We start from the raw sequence: 22,746 nt of genomic DNA on the forward strand, positions 1-22,746 counted from the left end.
TATTTGCTAATAATAAGGAATTTGGGATTTAAACTCAGAAATTCCATTTATGGTTCTGTGCTTTGGCGTTTCTAGTTTTTCGTGTTTACCTTCAGCAAACAGAATCAACTCTCCGCAACGCTCTCGTTTGGCAAGTTGATGCGCATAGCTTTGTATATCTTCGAAACTTAATGCGCTAATGCATTCAGCAAGTTGGGTATTTCTATTAAAGCTTAAATCTTGCGTGCCTAAGCTTATCCATAGTCTTTGCGACTTCATCGACAAGTTAAGGTCGCGCTCTTCTAGTTGCTTCAATAAGTTCTGTTTGATGGTAGACCAATAAAAACGATAGAACTCGATTTCTTCTAACTGTTGAAATAAAAATACCGTCATCGCATCTAGAAGCGTTTTGGCACTGTTATTTGGGCTTTGTACATAAAATGCCATTCCTGGGTGTTGATTGTGGGGAACATAACCGGTTCCAACAATATAGCCCAACTGCTGTTCTGTTCTAAGCGCATTAAAAAATGGTGCAGCCAACATTTGCTCTAACACCATACAAAGTGCAGTGTCGTGTAGGCCTGCAGTGGGTGCTTGTAAATACAGCACAACAGCAGCATCGTCGTGCTCACAACTGACTTGATGATAAAAAGCTTCACCAACGGGAAGTTTTGACACCGCGCGAGACAAAGGCACACCGCTGGTATTAACACATTTACTATCAATACTTTTCGCGAAGCTTTGTGCTTGCTCGCTGGCCCAATTGCCATGCACGAAGCTTTCTATGAAATAATCGTCAAATGCAGTGTCACGCACGTTAATCATATCTTCATAGGAAGTGTTGGCTACTGCTTCCAGTAATTCCACAGGAGCTTGAGTATTGCGCTGTATCAACACGCTCAACCTAGAGAACAAGCGGTTAGTCGGTTTGTTCAGCAGTGAGTTCTGTAAATTCTGAAGCTGCATTTGTTTGTAATGCTGAAAGTTAAACTCTGATGGTTTAAACGATAAGACTGCTTCTAATAACTGCTCAGCTAATAACATCTGCTGATTGGTAAAGCCTCGGGTATGCAGCGTAAAGCCAGCTTGGTGACCATAAATTCGATAATGTAACCCTGCAATTTCAGCGCGGTAATACTTGGCTTGCAGGTAGTCATTTAATGCACTTAACCAAATTCGTTTAGCAGCTACTGCGGTTAATGAATCAGAGAAATGCACCATATCAAACGATAAATAAATGTCGCCTTTAGGACTAAAAAACTGCTGGTCCTGTGCAAACCAAAAGCGCACGCCGTCTTTATCAACCAGTTTCGTAGGGTTATCAAACCCCGTTTCTGGCAATACTAACGCGTAGCTTTCCCCTAAATAAGGGTTTGGAGGGGGAAGCGATAACGCTTCTATCGTTATTGGTGACGTAAAGGCGTTCAATTGTTCTTTAGCAATAGGTTGAACACGGTATCTTGCGTTGTAGTATGCGCAGCTTCTGTCGGTTTCTACATCCGGAGAGATTACTTTTAACCGAATATTACAAGGCGTAAAGAACGACAAAGCCTCTTTCATGACAGCGCCGTCATAACTACCGATACTCGTGCGAAGCTTTCTAAGTTGTTCTGGCGTGAATAAAAATTGGTGCTGAGCAAATTCGCAAACCATCGTTAGCGGCTTGACGTTTTCTTCATATTCTAGTGCTAGCGCGGTAAGTTGCGCTTTTTCTTCGAATCGCCATGAGTCGTTAATCGACTGCTTAACCAATTCTAAGTAACTGAATAGCGCCATCACAACATGTTGTTGATTTGCTAATCCAAGCTCTGTTAACTGAAAGCTTATATTGAAATCTTTGAATTTGTCGCCTTCAATACCCGAGCCTGCGATAAGGTTTACCGCCCAGTTTTGGCTCTTTAAATAAGCAAGTAAACTGCCTTCGCCTTCATCACCAAGTAGATGACTAATATAATTTAGCGGTTTGGTATCGATATCGTTGTGAATACCAGGCAATGCAAAAGTGACTATCATTCGCCGTGCAGTTTGTAGCGGCTTAATGTTAATTTGAATACCAAGCTGAGATGAGGAGTAAAGTGCAGGCCAAGCGTCGCTAGCTAACGCGCCAGCTTCAAAACTCGAAAAGCTTTGCGTTATCAAAGCTTCTAACTGAGCAATAGGAACCGGGCTTGAAATACACAAACACATATTGCGACCACAATAATACTGTTTATGTAGGGCTCTTAATGCCTCGCGAAGGCTGCTCACCTCGTGCTCTGAAAATATATCAGCATTGCCAACCGAAAATTTTGAGAAGGGGTGGGCAGGATTACAGGTTTCTTTGTGAATCTGATAAAGCCGGCGTAAGTCGTCTTTAATCTTAAACTGAAACTCTGCATCAATAGACTTTATTTCATTAGTGAGCGCGGTTTCATTTAAAATAGGTTGGCGCAACATATCAGCAAAGGCCGGAAGGGTTTGCGCAATAGCTGAGCCGTCACACTGATAATGGTAGTTTGCATATTCAGTGCCGGTCCACGCGTTTATATTACCGCCATGCTGCTCGATGAACCCATTAATGCTATTTGGGTTTGGAAAATGTCGACTCCCCATAAAGAGCATATGTTCTAGCAAGTGGGCTAAACCCTGACAATCGTTTGGATCGTAAAAATGGCCCGCACGAACCGCCATAGAAACATAGGAAGTGCTGGATTGTGGCTCATGGCATAACATAACTCTAAGGCCGTTAGGCAAGGTAAGATGGTATGCATTATCAAATTTTTGAACGTTAGTCACATGATCTCATTGTAAAAACTCAAGACAAAATTGTCAGGAAAACCACGAACTGCTCACAATCCCTGAAATGAAATAATACAGTTTAATAACCACTATTTAGGTTTTGTGCTATGCGTAATTAAAGCACTCTGTTATCGTAACTGCACATAAAACATAGTATGCGTAATGTTATGTCAGGTCAAAGTAGCAACGACGACATTTTTTTATTTATCATGCGCCACGGAGAGGCAGAAGCGCCGCGTTTGGATGACAAAAGTCGGCAGCTTACTCAAGTTGGTAGACAGCAATCGTCGGCCGCCACGCAGTGGTTGTGTGCGAATTATTGTCCCGACAACGCCGTGGATTTGGCATTAATCAGCCCTTATCGCAGAACGCGTCAAACCCTTGATATGGTGTCTCTCGATATTGTCGCTGATAAAGTCGAAGTCAATGAAGATATTATTCCCGACGGCTCAGCAGAATTGGTTAGCGATTATTTGTCGGCACGCATTCACAGTGCTGTGAATACAAAACAACCTCTTAAGCGAATATTGGTGGTTAGCCATATGCCCTTAGTTAGCTATTTAGTTGATGCACTGTGCCAGTCTTACACAACCAGTTTATTCGCTACCGCCTCTATTGCCGTCATCCGATACTCACCCAGAACACAAAAAGGTACCTTGGTAACGCATTATCAAGGCTGAAGGTTTAATTGACGATAATAGGCCGAGATAAGTGTGTATCTGGCTTGAACATCCATGGTTACATTAGACTAAAGATTTATTTGTGAATTTTGCTTCAGAAGTTTTGTTTTTGACCGATAATTAATATTGAGAGTGTCAAAGTTTATTCGAAAGCAGGGTGGGGAATGACCAGCAAATCTATTCCTGAACTCCTCAAGCGTTCATTGCAGTCGCACATGGCGGAAGCAGATTTGCGCGAAGATGAGGAGATGCAGGACATTATTACAAAATTGTCTACGTTGTCTGACAAGGTTGCGGCTGCAAAAGCGCAAGTGCTTGCCAAACGTGCTCAAAAAGCAGTAGATAAAATCTAGTCTGAAGCGCCAGACTGGGGTGCATTGAAGTACTCCGGCATAATACGAACCGTTTTGATCATGTTTTCGGTAATATCCACAATCTCTAACGGGTAACCTGCCAAGCGAACACTCACTTTGTTCTCAGGAATTTCTTCTAAATACTCTAGCAATAACCCATTCAACGTTTTCGGCCCTTCGGTAGGCAAGTTCCAATCCATTTCTTTATTTAGGTCGCGAATGTTAGCACTGCCGTCTACCAGTACAGAACCGTCTTGCTGAACGTGCGCTTCTTTGCTGTGATCAGGCACCATACTTGTCGTGAAATCACCGATAATTTCTTCAAGAATATCTTCTAGCGTAACCAAGCCCATAATATCGCCATACTCATCAACAACGAGTGCTATACGTTCTTTTTCTGCTTGGAACTTATACATCAACGTATGTAATGGCGTTGATTCTGGCGTGTAGTATATCTCTCTTACCGCACGTAATAGACTCGACTTGGTGAACTGGTCTTTTGATAGTAACCGCAGTGCATCGCGCACATGCACAAACCCTACTGCATCATCAATACTATCGCGGTAAAGCAACACGCGGGTATGTTGGGCATGGGTAAGGTGCTTCTGAATCCGCTTCCATTCATCGTTAATATCTATGGCAACAATTTCAGCTCTTGGCACCATGATGTCTTCAGCAGTGACACTTTCTAAATCAAGGATGCTCACCAACATATCTTGGTGTTTTTTAGGGATAAGGCTTCCCGCTTCGTATACCACAGTGCGTAATTCTTCGCGGCTTAAAGAGTCGTCATTACCATCTGAGGGGCTAATTTTAAGCAGTGCTAAAATGCCATTGGTGATGCCATTGATAAACGCCACGAACGGATAAAGTATCGTTAGCAAGGGTAATAGTATGACTGAACTCGGGAAGGCCACTTTCTCGGGGTAAAGCGCAGCTAATGTTTTTGGGGTGACTTCCGCAAAAATAAGTAGAATTAAAGTTAAGCCAAAGGTAGCGGCGAACAAGCCCCAGTAATCGCCAAACAAGCGTATACAAATAATTGTCGCTAACGATGACGCGGCAATATTTACAAGGTTATTCCCTATTAATATAAGACCGATAAGTCTATCGGGGCGATCAAGAAGTTTTTGAACCCGTTGGGCAGATTTATTGCCTTCATTTTGCAAGTGCTTGAGGCGATATCGGTTTATCGACATCATGCCTGTTTCAGAGCTAGAGAAATACGCAGAAAGTAATATGAGTACGCCGAGCGCGATAAACAGCGTACTCGTAGATATGTCGTCCAACTATTGGGTTCCTATCATTTATTGATGTTCAAATACTATAATTTGAAATTAGGTCTACATGTGCAATATACGCAGCATACGCTAGGTGTGCACGTAAAATTGATTAATTCATTTGGATAAATGGCGATTTATAGCAATATTTCTCGTACCAATTTACTACCGAAGTAAGCAAGTGACAGTAGAATAACGCCGAGTACTGTCATAAATATCACTTGTTTGCCGCGCCATCCTCTAAGTTTCTGACCGACCAATAGTATTAAGTACACCACTAACGCGGCACTTGATAGCACCGTTTTATGCGCATACGTTTTATTAAACATATCGTCTAAGAAAACAAATCCACTAAGTAGTGATACAGATAACAAGCAGGTACCCGCCAGCAAAAGTTTAAACAATATGCCTTCGACTAACATCAAAGGTGGCAAAGATGAATGTAGAAGCGTTGCGCCTTTTTGCTTCAATCGATAGGTAATGTATGACATTTGCAAGGCATAAAGAAAAGCAATAACCAATGTGCAATAAGCAAACAGAGACAAGCTGATATGCACCACTAGCCCCGGTTGCAGCTCTATATGCATGATGTAAGACACGGGGATAAATAGCGAGGCCAGCACTGATAAGCTAGCAAACCCAAATACTACCGGAAGCAAAATTAGGTTGGGAATAGCGCGAGCAAATATCAGCATGACGGTGGTGATTATCCACGCCACGAGTGAAAGCACATTGGTAATACTCATGTCTTGGCCAGGCGCAACCATAATAACTTTAAGCAAAAACGCAATATGCGCAACAACACCTAAGCTAGCTATGCCTAGGCCTAAGCGTTTGTTTGGGCCTTCTTGATGTACAAACTTGCCAAGTAAAACAATGGCGGCCATAGCGTAAAGCGCAGCGGCGGCAATGGCGAAAGCGGTGTTCATGATGTTTCCTGTAAAAAATGGTGTTTATCACCAATACTGGCGGTATTGATACTGGAAGTTGGGCTTAAATTCAACCATCTCCTTGTTTTTCTTTATGCAAGTACCATGTATTGGGGCAATAGAGTTCGTTTAATTCCCTCGCATGCAAGCCTGCGAGATGAGACAATAACGACCTGAATTAGTTTAATGGTGGCTCATAGCGCGCTTGTATGCGTGAGCAGTAGACAGAGGAAAGAAATTTCCTTCACTAGACGGTACGTTAAGTTGCCCTTTTACGTTACAATAGGCGCATTACGTCTGAAATAAATAGAAGTTTCATACTATGTTTGAAAATTTATCAGAACGCTTAGGCCAGACATTACGAAATGTCAGTGGTAAGGGGCGTCTTACAGAAGACAACATTAAAGAAACGCTTCGCGAAGTGCGCATGGCGTTACTTGAAGCGGATGTTGCATTACCGGTTATTAAATCCTTCGTTGCACAAGTTAAAGAACGTGCGGTAGGGACTGAAGTTACCAAGAGCCTGAAGCCTGGACAAATCTTTATCAAGATTGTTCAGTCTGAACTTGAAGCTGTGATGGGGGAAGCTAACGAAAAGCTAAACCTTGCTACTCAGCCACCTGCGGTTATTTTGATGGCAGGCCTTCAAGGGGCGGGTAAAACCACCTCAGTGGCTAAGCTCGCTAAATACCTTACCGAACGTGAAAAGAAAAAGGTGATGGTAGTAAGTGCCGATGTTTATCGCCCCGCAGCGATCAAACAATTGGAAACCCTTGCTAGCGAAGTGAATGTAGCTTTTCACCCGTCAACTATTTTGCAAACGCCTATTCACATTGTTGAAGGCGCCATTGATGAAGCGAAGAAAAACTTCTTTGATGTACTGCTAGTTGATACCGCGGGTCGTTTACATGTCGATAGTGACATGATGACAGAGATTAAAGATTTACATGCTGCTGTGAAGCCAATTGAAACCTTGTTCGTGGTTGATGCCATGACAGGCCAAGATGCGGCTAATACAGCAAAAGCGTTCAACGATGCACTACCATTAACCGGCGTAATCTTAACGAAAGCCGATGGTGATGCGCGCGGCGGTGCTGCCCTTTCTGTTCGTCATATTACAGGTAAACCTATTAAGTTTATCGGTATGGGCGAGAAAGTAGATGCGCTAGAGCCATTCCATCCAGAGCGCATCGCGTCACGTATTTTAGGCATGGGTGATGTACTCAGCTTAATTGAAGAAGTAGAACGTAAGGTTGACCGCAATAAAGCGGAGCAACTGGCCAAAAAAGTTCAAAAAGGCAAGGGCTTCGATCTGCAAGATTTTAAAGATCAGCTTGAGCAAATGAAGAACATGGGCGGCATGATGGGAATGATGGACAAACTGCCTGGTATGGGCGGTATGTCAGAAAAGATTAAAGAACAAGCTAACGACAAGCAGTTTAATCAGATGGAAGCCATCATTAATTCGATGACACCGGCTGAACGTTCTCGCCCTGATATTATTAAAGGGTCGCGCAAGCGCCGTATTGCTGCTGGTTCTGGTACCCAGATTCAAGATGTAAACCGTTTACTTAAACAGTTTACTCAAATGCAGAAAATGATGAAAAAAATGTCTGGCGGCGGCATGAAAAAAATGATGCGCCAGATGAAAGGTATGATGCCTCCAGGTGGTCCTGGCGGCCCAGGTGGCTTCGGCGGCGGTGGCGGAATGTTCCCACCAAGATAGCCTAAAAAAATTAATTATGTTGAAAGCCTCATCCTTTAAGATGGGGCTTTTTTATTTTCGTGCATCTAATTCTATAGGCGAGTCGTTTGGTTTAAGTGACAGGACGTAAGCAGTTTTACGCGTCTATCACCGCGCCTGAATTGGCATCTGTATTGCTAATTAAGTGAATTTTATCAGTTAGTAAAATTATGGTTTAGACAACCGTGAGCTATAATAAAGTCTTACGCGATTAGATTTTTATACGAGACCATAATGATCAAAGCGAACTACTTCATTAGAACAGACAATAATGAGGTGGTTGTGCATGTCAAAGGCGCTTGGGATCTTGCTATTGCAGAGAAATTTAGCCAAGAATTTAAAAAAGTAGGCCGACAGCTTAATCATACTCCTTGGGCACAAGTTAATAATATGACACATACAGCGAGGGTCTATAAAGATCACGCACTTAAAACGTACCAGCTTAATCGCATGTTAGATGCAGAGAAACACAAGGACAATATTTGTCATGTCGAAAATTCGAGCGAAGGTTTCGCATGGCTTACAAAGCATGGTTTCCACGTTACTACTGCCAAGGTAGTCGCTTAACTTTCCCTTTTTAGTACAACACTTATCACCATTGCGTAAAAAAACAGCAGTTACTCATTCTACTGTGTTTGTCTCTTCATACTGCCTGTGCAAATCATTCATTTCATAATACACTGAACGGCTCATTAATCGATTTACAAGTAGCACCTGAGGTGCATTTTGTTAATTGTAAAAATACAACGTTTAAAATAGATAAATGTGCTTCAAGCTCCAAAGGGGGCTGTGTGCTGATACTCAAAATAATAGGATACTGAATGGCAGGCTTAAAACGTATTGTTCTCATCGATACCCATTTACCGGGTGTAGTAGAATTGAAGCTTGATGGGCATACCAACATTTGTGGTACAAATGCATCGGGTAAAACTACCTTGCAGCGGCTCATTCCAGTTTTTTACGGCGAATATCCTAGTCGTGTAGTACCAGCCACCCGTGACAGTTTTGAACGTTGGTACTTACCTCGTTTATCTAGCTTTATTATTTATGAGTATGCTCGCGCCGATGGTGATATATGCCAAGCGGTTTTAAGCTCTAATGGCACGGGCGTTAACTATCGCTTAGTAGGAAAACCGTTCGATATTGACGACTACTTAATTAAGCAAAAAAGTGGTAAACACGTTAGCGTAAGCAGTGCGGAACTTGCTCGCGCAATGAAACGCAATAACGTGATGGTAACCAGTTTGCTGAACACCAAAGATTTCCGCGCGATTGTACAAAACGATCATGGTGTATTAAACCAAAGCGGTAACGGTCGAGAACTATTAGGTTACGCCAAAATATTCAGCCTGTGCGAGCCCAGCAAGCATATGCGTCATATTGAAAAGCTTGCAAAAGCAGTACATTCAAAAGAAGGCAAGATGGAAACCATCAAAGCCATGATTGCTGCTATTTTGGAAGAAGATGGGGTAACACCGCCTACATCAGGCTTAAGCCGTAATCGTGTTGATGACTGGATTAAAGAGTGCCAGTTAATTAAACAGTTCGACAATATTCGCCCTGAGTTCAGCAAACTTGAACAAGCCGATATGGCGTTAAGCAGCATTGAGCAACTGTTAGCCAACTTAAAGCATAGCTTTGAACTTGATAAGGTACACTTATCTACTCGCGTTGATACCACTAAAAACGAATTAGATGAGAATACCTTCCAGCGTAAACAAACTGATAGTCAGTGGCACGATACGCGGGATCATCTTAATCAAGTTATTTCGTCTGCCCGGGCCGATGTTGAAAAATACACCAGTGAACTGGATACCGTTGAACGTGAATTCGATAAATGGCAAGACCAGAATATCGACCAGTTAAAAGAAGACGTTGCCAATTTAGCGCAATGGCAAAACGCCCGTGAATTGGCCGACAGCCGCTATTTATTACTTACTGAAAAACACCAAGATATTGAATCAGCTTATAACAAACGATTGGCTGAACTAGGCGATAAGTTGTCACTCTCGTTAGAGTCGCTATCAGCGGCTAGGCAAGAGGCAGCGGAAACCAAAGCAGAGCAAACGCAACAAGAGCATGAAGCTATACAGCGCATTCGCGATGATTACGCAGGCCAGCTCAGCACCCTACAAGCCAATTTTCAAACCGCCTCTGGTGAGCTTAAAGTAGCTGAAGCTGAACTAAAGGCCTCGCTATCTAACGCGGGTTACAACGAATTTGAGCAGTCGCAATTAGATTTGCTTGATGCCGCTACTAAAGAAGCGTCAGTTAACGAAGATGCAGCTCGAGCGGCTTACCGACAAACTCAGCAAGCCCACAGTAAAGCGGTGCAGTTTAGGCAAGATGCTTCAAATGCGCTTGATAAAGCGCGCGTTGCCTTTCAAAAAGAAGAAAGTGCAGTTTCAAAAATCAATAGCTTGCTGTACCCAGGTGAGGGCTCATTGCTAGAGTTCTTACGTGCCAATGTTGATGATTGGGAGTTATCGCTAGGTAAAGTACTTCGCCCTGAATTGTTAGACCGGAACGACTTAAGCCCCAGCGTGACTAAAGCTGCCGAAGACGCTAAATCAGACACCGGCGAAACGAGCACTTCGCTGATGGGCATCAACTTAGCCCTCTCAGAGCTTGAAACGCCTGAATACGCGCAAACTGAACAAGCCTTGAAGCAACAGCTTCAGTTAGCTGAAACTCGTCAAGCGGCATCCCTTGCTGCGCAGAATGAATGCGAAACGCGCTTAGCTAAAGCCAATGAAGATGTTCGCAATGCTGAATTGTCGATGACGCAAAAAGACAATGCGGTTAAAAGTGCTGAAGCTAGCCGTAAGCGCGCTCAACAAGACCGTGATAGCCTGTTAAGTGAATATCAGCAGGCGCTTTCCGCACGCAAGCAAAAGGCGAAAACAAAGCTTGAAGCTAATCTTCAAGCCCAAAAACAAGCCAAAGCCCAATATGAACTTAGCCGTGACGAAATAAAAGATCAGCAGCGAGAGTCGGAAACAGAACATAGCTTCCATTGGCAACAGCTAATTGCCGATAGCACAGGGCGTATTTCTCAAATTGATAAAGACATGCAGCAGGCAAAAGCGAATGCCGCTCGCGACCGTGAAGATATGCAAAAGTGGCTTGAAAATGAGCTGAATAATCGCGGTGTAGACATAGACGAAATAGGTCAGCTTAAGAAGCAAATTAATAAGCTGAAAGAAGATATAAACCGCACCGAAACCCACCGCCATAAAGTGGCCGATTATGAGCGTTGGTACACTACCATATTCACTAAACAAAAAGTGGTATGGCAAGACGAACTGGCAAAAGCGCGGAAATCGTTAGGGGAATCTGAGCGCGGTTTGGCTCAAAAGCAAAGTGAATATAAAGCGACGCGTGAACAACTACTTGAGATGCAGGCTTCACTTGAAACTAGGCTGAAAACTGCAACAGATCAATTAGAACAAGTTCGTTCGTTAAGCAAATCACTCAGTAAGCTTACCCTGCAAGCTGCAAAAGAGTTTACTGAAATTAAGCATGACGATGTCAGTGTGAACCAGCGTATTTCTGAAGTACAAGGGCATTTGCAAGAACGAGACACCCTTTATAGCGATATTCGTGCTTATGTAGAAAGATTCGATCAGCTAATTGCAGCGCAAGCTGGAACTGGGCTTTCTGATACCTGGGAACGGGCTCGCGAAGAATGCGCCACCATTAACGCCCATGGAGTAAAGAGCTTCGACCATCGCCGTATGGTATCGCACTTATCTCAGCTGCTTAACGTGATAGTACCTCAGAAACTGCAAGGCCTACGTGAGCAGGGCAGAATATTCGGTGCCGACTTGTCTCAGTACTACTTTGTACTTGCCGATATAGATAAGCGCATTGTGTCGCAAAGCCGCCGAATTACCCAAGAAGTCGACGGTGAGTTGTTCCTAGATGGCGTGTCTGATTCAGCTGTGAAAATTCGATCTCGCATTAGCGAGCTAGAATTTTGGCCAGAACTAGAGCAGTTTAGAAAGCTGTACGAGCACTGGATGGAAGAGGGCGCAAATACCTTGCCTGATGAAGAGTACGGGCTAAGTATGCGTCGTGTGCTAGACATTTTAGGGCGCGCTGCACTTACTGGCGGCATCAGTAAATTGCTTGATATCGAACTTCATTTACGTGAAGGCAAGAGCGACTTGGTTATTCGCACCGATCGCCAGTTAAATGAATCGTCTAGTCATGGTATGGCTTACCTTATTTTATGTAAGTTCTTACTGGCCTTTACCCGTTTATTGCGAGGCGATGCAGAAGCAACCGTACACTGGCCCATTGATGAGTTGGGTACACTGCATCAAAGCAACGTGAAGAAAATTTTCGATGCCTGTCAGAACAACAATATTAGTGTTGTAGGCGCATTCCCGAACCCTGAATCGGAAGTACTGACTTTGTTTGAGAATCGCTACCTTATTGACAAAGTCACCCGCCAGTTGCAGGTAGTTCAGCCGAGAACCAGTGGTATTGCTGCTCGCCTACAGGCTAAAAAAGCACAAGATAAAGGGAATGCCGCTAGCCAGGAGACATTATCATGATGACGGAACAAGGCCGCGTGTTAAGCGCACTATTGCAAGGGACTTTTATTTGTCAGGTTACTGACGAAGAAGCATGGCGCTTTTTGAAAAACCGTGAGAAAGCTCAGCAATTAGAGCCTCATTTAGCATTGCTAAACCGCACACTTTCAAGCACAGCTGAAGGCGATGTTTTTTTTGCCAGTTACTTAACCATTGGTGAGGCAGAGCGCAAAATTCTAACCCAACAGTTTCAGGATACTGCGTCGAACTTAGTGCCGCTGGTGGAATGGTTGTTGTTAGTACAACAAGCCAATGAGTCTGATATGCCGGTGACTATGGGCAACGCTATTCGCTTAAACGAACTGCAAACTACTATTGAAGATACCCCTGCGTATGCCGAGCAACTAGAGAAAATTTCTCGTTACCGCATGTTTGGTTCTACCAGCGTGAATTTAGATGGCCAGTTAAAGCAGGTATTTAAACGCTTAACCGAAATGGGTTACTTAACCAAGCCAAACCCAGAAAAGCAGATTTACCTTGCCACCGGTAAAGTAGAGCACTTGTATGAAATGCTGCGTTTTATTGATGAAACCGAAGCGTTAAGTTTATCTGAGCAAGCTGATGCTGCTATTACCCAGGGTAGTTTGTTATGAGCCAAGCGCTTATTCAAACAGGTGCTCGCTTACTAAATGCATTGGGTAAGCACAGCGACCTTATCATGCAGGTTTATATAAACGGCACGGTTGATGAGCAAAACCACAGCCCTAAGGTATTAGAGCAATTGGTGCAGCTTGGTGTGCTGTGGCGCCCTGAATCGCAAAGTGAATTACGACTTAAAAGTGCAGTTCGTACGTTACTAGAAGGTAGCTTACAAGATGAAAGAAACCGCACCATTAATGCCAATATCGGTGCGTCGCTCGCGAGTTTAAAAACCTTAGCAGAGCATTATAAAGAAGCCCTGCATTACAATAAATACAACGAATCCGCTGCGCACATGAGCGATTTAACCGAGCATGTGTATCAACTGTCAGAGTCTTTATCGAACAGCGTACGTGTGTTGTTCGGGCGCATTACTAATGAGTTTGGTTATGTGTCGTCGGTAGATGCGAAAATTCGTGAAAATGAACTAGCGCAAGGGCAGGTGACTGACTTGCTATCACAGCTGGAATGTTTCCGCTTCGATGAATTAAGTGAAATAGCGGGTTCAAACCGCGAACTTCGCCATTTGCTGGTGGTGTCTTTGCAGCAGCGTTTTTCAAAAGCTGCGCAAGAACTCTCGGTGGTGCAAGCGCGTTTGATAGATTTACTCGGGCGATTCAGAGAATTCCAAGGTCGTACTCGCTTGCTTAAGGGCTACTTGCTACACATGGAGCAACACCCTGACTTTGCGCCGGGTAACTACACTAACTTGACGCAAGTGCCAGTACTGTTTAATCAATCAAGCAGCGTGATGAGTGCCGCTGCGCCAGATGTGAATAATGTTGAGCACGAAAACGATTACCAAGAGATTGTGTCCTCGCTTACGCATATTCATCAACGTGCTACTAAACATGATGTTGCTGAACCACAGCAAGATATCGATGTAACCGAACAATCTACGGTATCTCTTGAAAAGGATGAATTACAGTTAGCCATAGAAGACTTCTTCTGTGAGGTTATTGATTCGGGCCAACCGAAAACAGCGTTAACCTATTATGAAGAAAAAGCGTTAGCGTTTGATCGTGAGGTATGGATGTATCAAGTGATTGGAGGCTATCAAGCGCTTGCCGATCAAGAAAAGCAATTTTTTGCCCTCGATCCTCATGGTGAAAATGACAAAACGTTTACAGGCAACTTCTACATTAACGATATCACCCTAGGGCTGCGCTAGCGGCTCTATTTATTATATTGGTTTTTACATTTGTCTTTACACTTATTTCGGGCTTCTTATACGCAAGTTTACTTGGATCTCGCAAAGAAAAGACTATAATAGCAACAGTTATTTTACATTTAATTCACACATTGAACTTAATTGTTCATGGTGGCGTAATATAGCTGTCAACGAGCAGGAGCAACATTAATACTCTCGTGAAAAACAATAAACTGCCTAGCAGGATGCGGGCAAGTAGTGGTGCCAATGCGTATGGCACGAAGAGGATGAAACTATGCAACTTTCACAGCAACAAACCTTTAATCAAGCACTTATCAAATTGTCAGTATTGTTATATCAAGTAGACGGTATGGTGACGTTATCTGAACAAGATTATCTCAATTCCATGGTTGAAGAACTAGATTGGCAAAGTCCAATCTGCCGGGAAGCTTTTTTAAACGATACGATTTACCAGACCAGACAAGCTATTGATACTGGCGATGAACTTGAGTTCATGCGCGCGTTAAAAGATGACCTATCTTTTAACGCGGAAAAAACCCTAGAGGTTGCCATGGCAATCACTGGCGTTGATGGAGAGCGAAGTGAAGCAGAAACAGAGCTGTTATCGGTACTTACCCACAAACTATTGGCCAAGGCATTGATAGCAGGCAGCAGTACGCTGTCTAATCAGCTTAACAACCAAGCTCCGCACTAACTGCCTAGCGCTCGGTAAACGCCTAGCGCTTAGCTAGATGTTATGCACACAAGTTACTTTTTTTGTATCAAAGCTTGGTAACAAGCTTTGTAACAAAGATTGGTAGCAAAGACTGGGTCACTGAATAGTGATTTCAGTACATTTTCTCGCTAGTACATTGTCTTACTAGTACATTGTCTTACTAGAAAAATGCATTAGCTAACAACAAAACCATGGTGTAGCCAACGCTATAAGTAAGCAGTAATAGGCCAGAGTAACGTAGGAAAGTAGCGAATGTTAGCCCTTCCACTTTACTCATGGCCACAATACCTGCTGCAGATCCTATGACTAATAATGAGCCACCCACACCTACCGCATAAGTGAACGATAACCACTCGGGCGTCGTCATTGCTATTTCAGCTTTTAACAATGCTGCGGTTAAAGGTACGTTATCTATCATGGAAGACATTATTCCCATCAGATAATTAGCCACACTTACAGGCAATGAATCGTATAAATACATGAAGCCGTTAAGTGCGTGAATGTGTTCCAGCATGCCTACAAGCAATAGTACGCCTAAGAAAAACAGCAGGGTGTCGAATTCTATGTAACGAATGTAGTCAAGTATGGGGTCGTTGTCGTTATGTTTCCCGTAGAGCGTTGCCACCATAAACATAACCGCCATACCGGTTAAAAAGCTAAGTACGGGCGGAATGGAAAACATGACGTTGGCGACCAATGTAAATATTATGGTCGCAAGAAATATGGCGGCAATCATGTAATCAACCGTCGCAATATCATTTCGCTGTTTCTTAATTCTTACTTCCCCAGTAATGCCAATACTAAGCAATGCTGCTAGCAACATCACGGTGACAAAAGAAGGGACTATCAGCATGAGAAGTTCGGTAATAGACACTTTTTGTTGCAGGAAAATCATCAGCGTTGTGACATCGCCGGTAATCAATGACACCCCACCAGAATTGACGGCGAACACCACCAAAACGGAAAAGCGTATAGTTTGTTTTAATGGTAAGCCCAAAGACAAGACTAATGCGATTGAAACCAGAGTTGCTGTAATGTTATCGGCTAATGAGGAGAAGCAAAAACTGAAAATAGCAGTAAAGAACAGTAATGCTTTCAAGCTAATTTTCTTTGGCATCACAATATTCATCACATTTTCAATTAACCCTTTTCGGTTTAAATACGCCACGAATGTCATCGCTGCCACCAAAAATAACCACAGTGTGGAAATCTCAGTAAGGTTAGTCATCAAAGCATCGTTGATGTGCTCGGTCTGAGAAATAGAGGGGGAAAATATAAATAGAAGTAGCCAAGAGATAGTGCCAAGTAACAAGGTGGTTTTGGCTTTGTCTATATGAATGAGGTCTTCAAAGATAACGCACAGTAGTGCAAGAATGGCGATGACAATAAGTGCCACGTCTAACATGGTGTCAGTTCCTAACAGCAATTTTTATTCGCGCGGATTTTAAGAGCTAGGGAATGAAATAAACAGCGAAATGGGCATGAATGAACTATTTTATGCGACATTTTAACTATCAGCCTGATAATGTTCCGCTATCACCTGATAAAAGAGTGAAAAAATGATTTACCAATTACACAATCGGCGACAATTATAATCATGATGAAGCTTAAATAGTGCAGCTTTTAAAAGCCGCTGAGTTATAAAAAAGCCCCGTTAAAAACGAGGCTTTTAGAAGATACTTTAGGTACAAAGGAGTAGGTGAGTATTCACGCCTTTTGTATTGGCCTTAACTTACACTGGCTTCTTCGCGCAGTTCAGCCTCTCGCATTTCCCCTTCTAACCGCTGGCTTTCATCGGCGCGAGGTTTAGTAAATCGCGCTAGGGCAAGATAAAGTACTGGCGTTAGGTATAAGGTGAAGACCACCGCAATACCTAGTCCACCAAAGACAACCCAACCAATCGCATTTCGCGCTTCGGCACCTGCGCCTGTTGAAAGTATCAGTGGTAGGCCACCTAGTATAGTGGACACCAATGTCATCATGATTGGGCGAAGACGAACGCGACCCGCTTCTATAATGGCATCGTAAACGCTATAGCCTTTATCCCGTAACTGATCGGCAAACTCAATAAGTAAGATGGCATTTTTCGCCAATAGTCCTATTAGCATTACCAAGCCAATTTGCGAGTAAATGTTAATGCTTGTGCTGTTTAGGTACAGGGCATAAATAGCCGCAGCAATACCGAAGGGCACCGTTAACATTACCACAACGGCAGAATTCACACTTTCAAACTGCGCTGCCAACACTAGCAGTACAATAATAAATGCGAGTACGTAGGTTAGGGCGACTTGCTTAGACGTTTCTTCATAGGTTTGTGCTTCACCTAAGAATACTAATCCCATGCCATCGGGTAGCGTTTCGTTACCAAGTTCGCGAATGCTGTCTACTACATCACTTAACGCTAAGTCTTCCGGCAAATCCATCTCGATATTAATTGCACGGCGCTGCGCTTGGCGTTCAAGTTCAGCGGCCACACCTTCTTCAGTAATAAATGCGACACTGGATAATGGCACCAGGTTACCAGTACTGCTTTTCACATACAGATTAGTAAGGTCTGAGGGGTTAATAGAATTTCTATTATTGGTTTGTAGCATAATGGGAATGGCTTGGTCACCCACGTTTAAATCAGCAATATCATCACCATTTACCGCAGCGCGAAGGGCGCTGGCAATATCAGGCAGTGGAACACCTAATTCCTCTGCACGACGTCTGTCAATATTAACTCGCATTTGAGGCTGAGTAGGGTCGTAGCTAATTTGCGGTCTACCCACTTCAGGTAACGCATTTTCTATCTCGATAGCAAACGCTAACGCCGCTTTATGAATATTTTCATAGGTATCACCAGTGAGTGCCAGTTCTAAACCACCACCTTGACCCCGTAAATTAAGGCTGTTTCCGCCAAAGGCATTGCCCGGCGCTCCTGGAATGGCTTGCAAGCCAGGGCGAATTTCACCCACGATATCTTGTAACGACTTGTCGCGGTCATCCCAATGCTTAAGGGGAACAGTAATAAATACAATGTTAGGATCCCATTGCCCCACCACCGTATAAATTGAGTCGATGGTGCCGTTTTCTACATAAGGGAATAGCATTTCTTCCATCTTCTCGGCCTGTCGGTCCATGAAGTTCAAACCTGCACCATCAGGGCCGCGAGCAAATATACGAATGGTGCCTCTATCTTCACTTGGCATTAATTCATTATCGATATTCTTGGCCAGCAGGTATGCACCACCGCCAGCTAGTAAGCTTAGTATGCCTACCGCCCATGCGTATTTTAACGCGAACACTAATGACCTTTGGTATAGCCGTAAACAAGCGTGACCGAAGCGGCCAAACGTAGCATCGAAAAAGCCCGACTTCGTAGATTGTTTTTTTGAAAGCCGAGCGGTAAGCGCGGGTACTAACGATAAAGCAACAAACGATGAGATGATAACTGCTCCCGCTAGCACGCCGCCGAATTCTCTAAATAAGCGCCCTGCGGTAGAAGGCAAAAATGCGATGGGTATAAACACCGAAGCTAGTACCGCGGTGGTAGCAATAACCGCAAAGAATACTTCGCGGGTACCAATAACCGCGGCTGCACGAGGACCAAGCCCCATAGCTCTTCTGCGCTGAATGTTTTCAGATACCACAATGGCATCATCAACAATCATGCCTGTGGCAAGCACCAACGCCAATAAAGTTAAAATATTAACCGAAAAGCCCATGGCCCAAATGATACCTAACGCACCTGCAAGTGAGACCGGAATGCTCAGCGCTGGCACAATAGTGGCGCGCCAAGAGCCAATAAACACTAATAAAGTAAGAACAACCAAGGCTACGGTAAGACTTAACGACACCACGACTTCTTTCACTGAATCTCGAATAAATTCAGCGTCGTCAGATGTCACTACAATCTTCATGTCCGTAAAGCGTTTATCTAAGTCTTTCACCATAGAAAGCACTTCATCTGAAATTTCAATGGTGTTTGAGCTGGCTTGTCGGATAACGCCTAAGCCAATAACAGGGCGGCCATCAAGTCGAACCATACTGCTGGAATCGGCTGGGCCAAAATACACACTGGCTACATCGCTAATTCGTATATCACCTGAAATGACAATGTTACCTACGTCTTCAGCACTGACTGATGTCGCGTCTGCACGCACAATTAAGGCTTGATCGGAAGATTGAATACTGCCTGCTGGCACATCAAAAGGGGCGAGTTCTAATGCGCTGGCAATTTCGGCCATCGATAGCCCAAAGCTGGTTAAACGAAGGGGATCTACAGATACCCTAAGCACACGTTCTCGGTCGCCACTCATGCTGACATCGGCTACCCCAGGAATGCTCAAAAAAAGCGGAGCGACATCGGTATCAACACGCTCAGTCAGGGTTTCCATGTCTAGGGTGTCGCTTGAAATAGCTAGGCTTACTACTGCTTGGGCATCACTGTCTGCGCGAATAATGGCAAGCTCTTCAACATCATCCGGTAATTGTCGCTGAACACGGCTCACCGACTCTCGGGTTTCGTTGGCGGCATCTTCTAAGTTAACGCCAGCGCGAAACTCTACTCTTATCCGTGCTGAGTTTTCTTCGCTTTGTGCGGAAATGTTTTTTACGCCGCTAACCCGAGCTACCGCGCCTTCTAATCGACTGGTAACTTCGGCATCAACAGTTTCCGGTGATGCACCAGGGTAGGTGGCAGTCACTGTAATTCTTGGCGTATCTACGTCGGGTAGTTCTCGTACTTCTAGTGCATTTAATGCCGATAAACCAGCAATCGCAATCAGTAAATTAAGAACAACTATGAGTACCGGTCGTCGAATTGATAAAGAGGGGAGGTCGTTGGTTGCAGGCGCATTACTCATTGGCGGGGCCCCCAACCAATTCAGTCGTAATCGCTTGTCCATTTCGAAGGCGTTGCACACCCTCAGCAATTAATTTGTCTCCTTCGCTAATGGCGCCAGACACTAATATTGCACCGCGTAAACGTTGATGAACGTCTACATCAACACGTTTCGCTTTTCCTGACTCTGCCAGCCAAATGTAAGCGCCGGTAGCACCCCATAATAACGCGGCTTCAGGGATCGCTGCATAGCGGTCGCCCTGAATACTTAAATTTACCCGAAAGCTCATACCAGGGCGGAATTTGTCTGCAGAGTTATCTAACAGTGCGCGGGCACGCAAAGTACGATCTGCTTCGTTAATACGCGAGTCAATTTGTGCAATTTCGGCTTTTATAGACACTTCGCGATCGCTCCACGGCTCTAGCGTCACGTCCGGCGCATTCATTAGCACAGGTAAAGCGGCTTCTGGGGCTTTGAAGTTAATGTAAAGCTTACTTCTATGGTCCAGAGTAGTGATTAACGTTTGTTCGTTTATTCGATCGCCCACTTCAATGTCAGTAATGCCTACAACGCCATCAAAAGGTGCTTTTATAAACCGGTCATCTAAGTCGACAATAGCTTCTTCTAAAGCAACTTCGGCTAGGTCACGCTGAGTGCGAGCAAGGTCAAGTTCACTAATAGGCACCGCGCCTTGCGCATGGCTAGTGATAAGCCTATCAAGTGTACGCTGTGCATCTTTCAATGTTAACTCTGCACGCTTAACGGCATTCTTCTGACGACGGTTATCTAGCTTTATTAAAACTTTGCCAGCTTCAACGAGTTGGCCCGGAACAAAATTGACCTCGATGACTTCATCGGCAACAGCAGGGTAAAGTGCAATGGAGCGAAGCGCCTCGGCACTGCCCACAGCTTCCACTTTTCGGGTTTCATACATGAAAGAGACTGGCTCAGTTACGACTAACTTAGCCTGTTTGTCACCCATAAATTGACTGTAAGCCGGCACACTGGTTAGTGCTAATACCACACAGCACGCCGATACCCTCGCGTATCGGGAGATCATATTTGTCATTTTTTTTCCGAAATCTTTTAGTTTTTTATTTTTTTAATGATGATAATTAGTGGCTGTTATCGCGTTCTTTTTTTGCCACTTTACTCAAGCAAAATTCTAGTGTTATAGCACCATAGGCGGCTTAGCTAAGCAATTGCAGTTCAGCGTATTCCCTATACAGGGTATCGCTTTTCATTAATTCTGCGTGTGTGCCCATACTTACAATGCTGCCTTTATCCATCACAACGATACGATCTGCATGCTGAACGGTGGCCAGGCGATGCGCGATAACAATACTGGTCTTGCCTTCCATTAAACGATTCATTGCCTGTTGAACCATACGTTCACTCATGGCATCTAGCGCACTTGTTGCTTCATCTAAAAGAAGAATAGGGCGATTTGCTAATATTGCACGGGCTATAGCGATACGTTGTTTCTGACCACCAGAAAGTTTGATGCCACGCTCACCCAACTGAGTGTGATATCGGTTTTCTAGATTATCGATAAACTCATGAGCAAAGGCTTTTTTGGCTGCATTAATCACTTCGTCGTCACTTGCATTCGGGCTGCCATAGCGAATATTTTCCATTACGCTACTGGCGAATACTACAGGCTCTTGGGTAACAATGGCGATATGTTGGCGCAAGCATCTTAGCGGCATGCCCACAATGGGCGTGTCGTCAAACGTGATTTCACCGGTAGTGGGGTCATAAAAACGCATAAGTAATTGGAATAGTGATGATTTTCCAGCGCCACTCGCCCCCACTAGAGCAAGGTTCTCACCGGCTTTTATATTCAAGTTTAGGTTGTTAAATAATGGCTTAGTGCCTGGGTAGCCAAAACTCATGTCTTTGAACGCAATAGCGGGCGCTACCTGAGGCACTTGAGATGAAGCCGAGTGTTCAGACAGCGAGGTCACTTCTGATGTTGCATTCAGCAGCTGATAAAGGCGTTCACTGGCGCCAACGCCGCGTTGCACTTCTCCAATCACTTCACTTACAGTCGCAATACTGCCGCCTGCCATCACCGCGTAAAATAGAAAGGCTGACAATTCCCCAACGGTCATTTTACCTTCTAATACTTGGCGTGCGCCTACCCAAGCAATAAATATTATCGCTGTCATGCTTAAGCACATAATGCAGCCGATTAATAAAGAGCGGTAATGGATACGATGCTTGGCCGCATCCATGGCAGACTCTACGCGAGATGAAAAGTGGGCTCGTTCTTTGTCTTCTGCGGTATACGCTTGAACCGTCATAATTTCATGCAGGCTTTCATCTATGTGAGAGCCTAAATCCGCCACTTTGTCTTGGCTTATTTTAGCGAACTTGCGCACTTGCGGTGCCAACACTTTAATGGGGACAAGTACGGCGGGGACCGCGATAATGACGCAAAAAGTAAGTAGTGGGCTGGATATCCCCATTAGCACCAACGCGCCAACAAAGGTGACTACCGAGCGAAGCGTCATCGAGAGGCTCATGCCCACCACGGTTTGAATTACCGTAGTGTCGCTAGTGAAGCGAGAAATAACCTCACCGGTTCTAAGCTCTGCGAAAAATGAAGGAGGAAGTGAGAGCAAATGAGAGTAAACCTGATTTCTAATATCGGCACTGACTCTCTCGCCCAACCATGTCATCAAGTAAAAGCGGGCATAGGTCGCAATGCAGGCAATTAGCGTTATTACCAATACAATAACCGTGGCTTGGTTTAAGGTTTCAGAAGCGCTTTCTACAAAGCCGCTATCGATAGCATATTTAATGCCTTGTCCTAACATTAACCATGCTATAGCGGCAGTAAACAAGGCGGCAATGGCCCCAGCGACACGTTTTTTGTATTGGCTTAAGTGTGAACCTATCCACTGCAGTACTTGTTTTGTTGACACTTCATTTAACGGTGTTGCCAAAATAACCTCTTTTAAATTTTCAACAGGATAAAGCGACGCTACGGAAAACCGTATCTAATTTGCGCTATTGATGCGTTCGAACAGAAGCCGAGAACGATTA

15 protein-coding genes are annotated in these 22,746 nt (G+C 44.1%); 8 read left to right on the forward strand and 7 right to left on the reverse strand.

All coding sequences use genetic code 11. From position 1 onward, the window contains the following. Positions 1 to 6 precede the first annotated feature (6 nt). Positions 7 to 2,754 carry an insulinase family protein gene (locus tag J5X92_RS02120; RefSeq protein ID WP_208804473.1) on the reverse strand — a complete coding sequence of 916 codons (2,748 nt, stop codon included), beginning with the start codon at positions 2,752 to 2,754 and terminating at the stop codon, positions 7 to 9. A gap of 170 nt (positions 2,755 to 2,924) precedes the next feature. Between J5X92_RS02120 and sixA the strand changes: the two genes are divergently transcribed. Next, positions 2,925 to 3,437 carry a phosphohistidine phosphatase SixA gene (gene sixA / locus J5X92_RS02125; protein ID WP_244360039.1) on the forward strand — a complete coding sequence of 171 codons (513 nt, stop codon included), beginning with the start codon at positions 2,925 to 2,927 and terminating at the stop codon, positions 3,435 to 3,437. 164 nt (positions 3,438 to 3,601) lie between these two features. Continuing rightward, complete coding sequence (locus J5X92_RS02130) at positions 3,602 to 3,790, forward strand: hypothetical protein (protein ID WP_013784916.1); 189 nt, start codon at positions 3,602 to 3,604, stop codon at positions 3,788 to 3,790. Here J5X92_RS02130 and J5X92_RS02135 read toward each other — a convergent pair. Both J5X92_RS02135 and ccsA read right to left on the reverse strand, forming a co-directional pair. Continuing rightward, positions 3,787 to 5,079, reverse strand: coding sequence for an HlyC/CorC family transporter (locus J5X92_RS02135; protein WP_013784915.1), 1,293 nt, complete (start codon positions 5,077 to 5,079; stop codon positions 3,787 to 3,789). The genes J5X92_RS02130 and J5X92_RS02135 overlap by 4 nt on opposite strands. 128 nt (positions 5,080 to 5,207) lie before the next feature. Next, positions 5,208 to 5,999 (reverse strand): cytochrome c biogenesis protein CcsA, encoded by a 792-nt coding sequence (ccsA, locus tag J5X92_RS02140; RefSeq protein ID WP_208804477.1) that lies wholly within the window; start codon positions 5,997 to 5,999, stop codon positions 5,208 to 5,210. A 322-nt stretch (positions 6,000 to 6,321) separates the two neighbouring features. Between ccsA and ffh the strand changes: the two genes are divergently transcribed. The 6 genes from ffh (at position 6,322) to J5X92_RS02170 (ending at position 14,848) form a co-directional block, all read left to right on the forward strand. After that, on the forward strand, positions 6,322 to 7,725 hold the full coding sequence (ffh, locus tag J5X92_RS02145; protein ID WP_208804479.1) for a signal recognition particle protein: 1,404 nt from the start codon (positions 6,322 to 6,324) through the stop codon (positions 7,723 to 7,725). Between the two features lie 252 nt (positions 7,726 to 7,977). Then, complete coding sequence (locus J5X92_RS02150; RefSeq protein WP_013784912.1) at positions 7,978 to 8,310, forward strand: hypothetical protein; 333 nt, start codon at positions 7,978 to 7,980, stop codon at positions 8,308 to 8,310. Between the two features lie 254 nt (positions 8,311 to 8,564). Next, complete coding sequence (locus J5X92_RS02155; RefSeq protein ID WP_208804481.1) at positions 8,565 to 12,305, forward strand: ATP-binding protein; 3,741 nt, start codon at positions 8,565 to 8,567, stop codon at positions 12,303 to 12,305. After that, entirely contained in the window at positions 12,302 to 12,937 is a 636-nt protein-coding gene (locus J5X92_RS02160; protein ID WP_013784910.1) for a hypothetical protein, read from the forward strand. The genes J5X92_RS02155 and J5X92_RS02160 overlap by 4 nt, the downstream gene beginning before the upstream one ends. After that, entirely contained in the window at positions 12,934 to 14,154 is a 1,221-nt protein-coding gene (locus J5X92_RS02165) for a phosphoenolpyruvate carboxylase (RefSeq protein ID WP_208804483.1), read from the forward strand. Before J5X92_RS02160 ends, J5X92_RS02165 begins: the two co-directional genes overlap by 4 nt. A gap of 274 nt (positions 14,155 to 14,428) precedes the next feature. Continuing rightward, positions 14,429 to 14,848: a TerB family tellurite resistance protein gene (locus tag J5X92_RS02170; protein WP_013784908.1), complete on the forward strand. Its 420-nt coding sequence runs from the start codon at positions 14,429 to 14,431 to the stop codon at positions 14,846 to 14,848. A 181-nt stretch (positions 14,849 to 15,029) separates the two neighbouring features. Here the strand turns inward: J5X92_RS02170 and nhaD are convergent, their stop codons facing one another. The 4 genes from nhaD to J5X92_RS02190 form a co-directional block, all read right to left on the reverse strand. Further along, complete coding sequence (gene nhaD / locus J5X92_RS02175) at positions 15,030 to 16,274, reverse strand: sodium:proton antiporter NhaD (protein WP_208804485.1); 1,245 nt, start codon at positions 16,272 to 16,274, stop codon at positions 15,030 to 15,032. Positions 16,275 to 16,596: 322 nt separating this feature from the next. Continuing rightward, on the reverse strand, positions 16,597 to 19,716 hold the full coding sequence (locus J5X92_RS02180) for an efflux RND transporter permease subunit (protein WP_208804487.1): 3,120 nt from the start codon (positions 19,714 to 19,716) through the stop codon (positions 16,597 to 16,599). Beyond that, positions 19,709 to 20,764, reverse strand: a complete 1,056-nt coding sequence (locus J5X92_RS02185; RefSeq protein WP_232043544.1) for an efflux RND transporter periplasmic adaptor subunit — start codon at positions 20,762 to 20,764, stop codon at positions 19,709 to 19,711. Before J5X92_RS02185 ends, J5X92_RS02180 begins: the two co-directional genes overlap by 8 nt. A 121-nt stretch (positions 20,765 to 20,885) precedes the next feature. Then, positions 20,886 to 22,646: an ABC transporter transmembrane domain-containing protein gene (locus J5X92_RS02190; RefSeq protein WP_208804489.1), complete on the reverse strand. Its 1,761-nt coding sequence runs from the start codon at positions 22,644 to 22,646 to the stop codon at positions 20,886 to 20,888. Positions 22,647 to 22,746 lie beyond the last annotated feature (100 nt).

This window comes from Alteromonas sp. K632G, assembly GCF_017653625.1.
Taxonomy (GTDB): domain Bacteria; phylum Pseudomonadota; class Gammaproteobacteria; order Enterobacterales; family Alteromonadaceae; genus Alteromonas; species Alteromonas naphthalenivorans.

Excerpts from the sequence above, each read along its gene's own strand:
- ccsA (WP_208804477.1), bottom strand. The coding sequence starts at position 5,999 with ATGAACACCGCTTTCGCCATTGCCGCCGCTGCGCTTTACGCTATGGCC.
- J5X92_RS02160 (WP_013784910.1), top strand. The coding sequence starts at position 12,302 with ATGATGACGGAACAAGGCCGCGTGTTAAGCGCACTATTGCAAGGGACT.
- nhaD (WP_208804485.1), bottom strand. The coding sequence starts at position 16,274 with ATGTTAGACGTGGCACTTATTGTCATCGCCATTCTTGCACTACTGTGC.
- ffh (WP_208804479.1), top strand. The coding sequence starts at position 6,322 with ATGTTTGAAAATTTATCAGAACGCTTAGGCCAGACATTACGAAATGTC.
- J5X92_RS02165 (WP_208804483.1), top strand. The coding sequence starts at position 12,934 with ATGAGCCAAGCGCTTATTCAAACAGGTGCTCGCTTACTAAATGCATTG.
- sixA (WP_244360039.1), top strand. The coding sequence starts at position 2,925 with ATGTCAGGTCAAAGTAGCAACGACGACATTTTTTTATTTATCATGCGC.
- J5X92_RS02130 (WP_013784916.1), top strand. The coding sequence starts at position 3,602 with ATGACCAGCAAATCTATTCCTGAACTCCTCAAGCGTTCATTGCAGTCG.
- J5X92_RS02185 (WP_232043544.1), bottom strand. The coding sequence starts at position 20,764 with ATGACAAATATGATCTCCCGATACGCGAGGGTATCGGCGTGCTGTGTG.
- J5X92_RS02170 (WP_013784908.1), top strand. The coding sequence starts at position 14,429 with ATGCAACTTTCACAGCAACAAACCTTTAATCAAGCACTTATCAAATTG.
- J5X92_RS02150 (WP_013784912.1), top strand. The coding sequence starts at position 7,978 with ATGATCAAAGCGAACTACTTCATTAGAACAGACAATAATGAGGTGGTT.
- J5X92_RS02155 (WP_208804481.1), top strand. The coding sequence starts at position 8,565 with ATGGCAGGCTTAAAACGTATTGTTCTCATCGATACCCATTTACCGGGT.
- J5X92_RS02180 (WP_208804487.1), bottom strand. The coding sequence starts at position 19,716 with ATGAGTAATGCGCCTGCAACCAACGACCTCCCCTCTTTATCAATTCGA.